The following is a 3,774-nucleotide window of genomic DNA, read 5'->3' as shown; positions in this document are numbered from 1 at the left end:
GCGCCGAACCGGCAGTTGGGCCGCGCCGAACCGGCAGTTGGGCCGCGCCGAACCGGCAGTTGGGCCGCGCCGAACCGGCAGTTGGGCCGCGCCGAACCGGCAGTTGGGCCGTGACGGGCCGCCGGGCTGCCTCGAGCCCCGGTTCGGGCTGCCTCGAGCCCCGGTTCGGCCTGCCCCGAGCCCCGGTTCGGGCTGCCTCAAGCCCCGGTTCGGGCTGCCTCGAGCCCCGGTTCGGGCTGCCTCGAGCCCCGGTTCGGCGTGCCCCGAGCCCCGGTTCGGCTCAGGGGGTGGCGGAGCCGGTCGGCGCGCAGACCGAGGTGTCCTTCCCGGCCTTGACCGACTTGCGGCCCTTCGTCACGCCGGTGAACTGCTGGCCGACGACGACGGTGACACCGGGGCGGTCGGAGGGCTGCTCGACGATCCGGACGCCGTCGCCGAGGTAGGTGCGGACCAGGCGGACGGCGGGGCTGCGCGGGTCGGTCGTCCAGATCTGCGCGGTGACGTTCGACGCGCCGGCGACGGTGGCGTTGCCGCTCTCGCCGCCGGAGAACCCGAAGTCCATCAGCTGGTCGATGGTCTGACCGGCGAGCCCGGTGCGGCGGCTGGCGTTGAGGACGCTGACGACGACGTCGCCGGGGCGCACGCGCTCGCCGGAGGAGACCGGCGTGTCGACGCAGGCCGGCGGGTCCTCCTTGACCGGGAACGGCGCGGTCACCTCGCCCCAGGCCCAGGCGATGCCGCCCAGGAACAGCGCGGCCAGGACGGCCATGGTCGCGCCCGAGCGGGCGGTCGCCGACACGTTCATCCGTCAGTCCTCCATCCGGATCACCCGTGCGTGCAGCACGGTGCGTTGCTGGAGGGCTGCCCGCAGCGCGCGGTGGAGGCCGTCCTCGAGGTAGTACTCACCGCGCCACAGCACGACATGGGCGAACAGGTCACCGTAGAACGTGGAGTCCTCGTCCAGGAGTGAGGACAGCTGGAGGGTGTCCTTGGTGGTGACCAGCTCGTCGAGCCGGACCTGGCGCGGGGGCACGGCCGCCCAACCCCGGGCGGAGAGCCCGTGGTCGGGGTAGGGGCGGCCGTCGCCCACGCGCTTGAAGATCACGGCTGGTGAGTCTAGATGCAGCGGGTGCTGCACCCTCGGGGGCGCCGTCGCCGGCGTGGCCGGACCCCACATCCGGCCGCGTCGACGGGGTCGGCGTACGCCTCGGTCAGGCGGACCAGCGGACGGCGTCGTCGACGAAGTCCGCGAGGGCGTGCACGCCCCGGAGGTCGGACCGCTGGGCCATCAGCGTGGTGAGCCCCCGGGCGTGCCGGGACCGGAGCTCGCTGCGGCGGTCCTGGGTGGGCTGGGCGGCCGTCAGGCCGGTGAGGGCGGTGGTGCTGGCCGGGGTGTGGTCCGGCGCGGCGGCGTCACGCGGGTCGAGGTGGTGGCCCGAGTGACGCGAGGTGGGAGAGATCATCTCGGTCATGGCGACAGATTGCGCCGGTCAGGTCGCGGGGAGGTTGATCCACCGTTACGGGAGTATGTCCTGCGCCAAGTGGGCCTGTGAAACGTATCACTGGCCGAATTCCTCAGGCCGGCGGTCTGGTCAGCGCAGGGCCAGGCAACCCGTCGTCTCCGCAGGCCAGGGCAGGTTCGCGTGCTCCGCGATCCGGGCGTCCATCTGCTCCGCGATCTCCGTCGGCCACGGCTCGGTCTTGCGGGCCGACACCAGCACGTGGAGGAAGACCTCCTCGAGGACGCAGGCCACCCGCTCGTTGGTGTCGTCGAGCACGTAGACCAGCGCGTGCCCGGCGCGCTCGGAGCGCCCCAGCAGCCGCACGCGCACCGACATCATGTCGCCGGTCTTCAGCTCGTGCAGGTAGGTCAGGTGGTGCTCGGCGGCGAGGCAGGCCCGGCCGGCCGAGATCGGCCAGTTGGTCGGGATCCCGACCCCCACCAGGGACTCGTCGAGCCCCTCGCTGCCGATGCCCAGGTAGTGCCGGACGTTGAGGTAGCCGTTCATGTCCTCGAACGCGGTCGGCACGGGCTGCTCCGCGTAGGCGGGGAGGTCGGCGAGCTGGGCGTACGTCGGCTGCGGCATCCTCGCACCCTACTGGTCCCGCCGCCGGGCCTCATCTCCGAAATCGGGCACCGGGCGCCCGCTCACCCGACCGGCGCGGTGAGGTCGTCGACCGGCCGGCGGGTGCGCCCCGCCGCGGTCTCGACGGCGAGGCCCTCCCGTGCCCAGTACTCGAACCCGCCGATGAGCTCGCGGACCCGGCCGTAGCCGAGGCGGGCCAGCGTCAGCGCCGCCCGGGTCGAGCCGTTGCACCCGGGGCCCCAGCAGTAGACGACGATCTCGGCGTCGAGGTCGGGCAGCTCGGCGGCGGCGCGGTCGGCGAGCTCGGCGCCCGGGATGTGCAGCGCGCCGGGCAGGTGGCCCTGGTCCCAGGCCCGGCGGGAGCGCGTGTCGACCACCGTCGGGGCCTCGCCCGCGGCGCGGGCGGCCGCGAGGTCGGAGGGGTCGGTCTCGTGGGCGAGCTTCGCCTCGAAGTGGGCGATCGCGGCCTCGTTGCGGGCGGTCCGCCCGGGTGCCTGGGTCATGCCACCAGTTCAGCGCGTCGAGCGCCCCGGATGAACCGGCGATCGATGGCGCTGGACCGGATGCGCCGTGGATCCCGCGGTAATCTGCCACCCATGCCGTCGGATCAGGGTGTGGTGCTCGATGACGTCGACCGGGCGCTGGTCGCCGAACTGCAGCGCGACGGCCGGTCGAGCCTGGCCGACCTCGGGCGCGCGGTCTCGATGTCGGCCAGCGCGACCGCCGACCGGGTCCGCCGGCTGACCGACGCGGGCGTGATCACCGGCTACACCGCGACCGTGTCGGCCGAGGCCCTCGGCTACCCGATCGCGGCGTTCGTGCGGCTCGGCTACCCCACGGGCAACTACAAGCCGCTGCACGACCTCCTCGCCACGACGCCGGAGGTGGTCGAGGCCCACCACGTCACGGGAGAGGACTGCTTCATCCTGAAGGTGCTGGCGCGCGGCATGCGCGACCTCGAGCGGATCACCGGCCGCCTGGCCGCGCTGGGCAGCATCACGACGAGCGTCGTCTATTCCTCGCCGCTGGAGGGACGCGCGCTGCTGCCCGCCCGCTGAGCCGCCTGCGAGCCCGGTGAGCCGACGGCTCAGCGCCCGAGCGCCTCGCCGATCAGTGCGACCAGCCGCTCGGAGGTCCGCTCCGCCATCGCCAGCACGCTCGTGAAACCGGCGTCGCCGCCGTAGTACGGGTCCGGCACCTCGCCCGGGCCCTCGGGGTCGAAGTCGCGGAACAGCCGGACCCGGCCGTCGGAGGTGGCCTCGCCCTCCCGGTCCAGCTCGTAGAGGTCCGCGAGGTTCGCCTCGTCCATCGCCAGCAGCAGGTCGAAGGTGTCGAACCAGGTGGTCGCGACCTGCTGGGCCCGGTGCGCCGTCGGGTCGTAGCCCTCGCTGGTGAGCAGCGCCGCGGCGCGCCGGTCCATGGTCTCCCCGACGTGCCAGTCGCCGGTGCCCGCGCTGACCACCGTCACCGCGTCGCCCAGCCCGGCGTCGGCGACGCGAGCGGACAGCACCACGTCGGCCATCGGGGACCGGCAGATGTTGCCGAGGCAGACCAGCGCCACCCGGTAGCCGCCCGGTGCTCGGGGGACCGGAACGTCCATCAGCCGATCATCGCTCCACTCCGATGAAGGCGTCCAGGAACCAGGTGGTGATGCTGATGATGATCGAGCCGCCGACCGCGGTCCAGA

Annotated in this window: 7 protein-coding genes; 1 reads left to right on the top strand and 6 read right to left on the bottom strand. The window is 73.6% G+C overall.

Going from position 1 to position 3,774, the window contains the following annotated elements; all coding sequences use genetic code 11:
* Window positions 1-280: 280 nt before the first annotated feature.
* From ABLM29_RS22110 to ABLM29_RS22090, 5 genes are all read right to left on the bottom strand, one after another.
* Entirely contained in the window at window positions 281-805 is a 525-nt protein-coding gene (locus tag ABLM29_RS22110; protein ID WP_349716803.1) for a LytR C-terminal domain-containing protein, read from the bottom strand.
* 3 nt (window positions 806-808) lie between these two features.
* Complete coding sequence (locus ABLM29_RS22105; protein WP_349716801.1) at window positions 809-1,105, bottom strand: type II toxin-antitoxin system VapB family antitoxin; 297 nt, start codon at window positions 1,103-1,105, stop codon at window positions 809-811.
* A 106-nt stretch (window positions 1,106-1,211) separates the two neighbouring features.
* A complete protein-coding gene (locus ABLM29_RS22100; RefSeq protein WP_349716800.1) occupies window positions 1,212-1,472 on the bottom strand; it encodes a hypothetical protein in 261 nt (86 codons plus the stop codon).
* A 120-nt stretch (window positions 1,473-1,592) separates the two neighbouring features.
* Window positions 1,593-2,087 (bottom strand): thioesterase family protein, encoded by a 495-nt coding sequence (locus ABLM29_RS22095; RefSeq protein ID WP_349716798.1) that lies wholly within the window; start codon window positions 2,085-2,087, stop codon window positions 1,593-1,595.
* A 62-nt stretch (window positions 2,088-2,149) separates the two neighbouring features.
* The gene (locus ABLM29_RS22090; RefSeq protein WP_349716797.1) at window positions 2,150-2,590 is read right to left on the bottom strand and encodes a rhodanese-like domain-containing protein; all 441 of its coding nucleotides are present in this window, start codon (window positions 2,588-2,590) and stop codon (window positions 2,150-2,152) included.
* 93 nt (window positions 2,591-2,683) lie between these two features.
* On the opposite strand from ABLM29_RS22090, the gene ABLM29_RS22085 reads away from it, so the two are divergent.
* The gene (locus ABLM29_RS22085; protein ID WP_349716795.1) at window positions 2,684-3,145 is read left to right on the top strand and encodes an Lrp/AsnC family transcriptional regulator; all 462 of its coding nucleotides are present in this window, start codon (window positions 2,684-2,686) and stop codon (window positions 3,143-3,145) included.
* A 29-nt stretch (window positions 3,146-3,174) separates the two neighbouring features.
* Here the strand turns inward: ABLM29_RS22085 and ABLM29_RS22080 are convergent, their stop codons facing one another.
* Complete coding sequence (locus ABLM29_RS22080; protein WP_349716794.1) at window positions 3,175-3,687, bottom strand: low molecular weight protein-tyrosine-phosphatase; 513 nt, start codon at window positions 3,685-3,687, stop codon at window positions 3,175-3,177.
* Window positions 3,688-3,774: the final 87 nt, after the last annotated feature.

Origin of the sequence: Nocardioides sp. YIM 152588, from assembly GCF_040191335.1 — a bacterium.
In the GTDB taxonomy this organism is placed as follows: Bacteria; Actinomycetota; Actinomycetes; order Propionibacteriales; family Nocardioidaceae; genus Nocardioides.
Note: the sequence above shows the minus strand (reverse complement) of the source record. Positions and strands in the feature narration are given on the sequence as shown.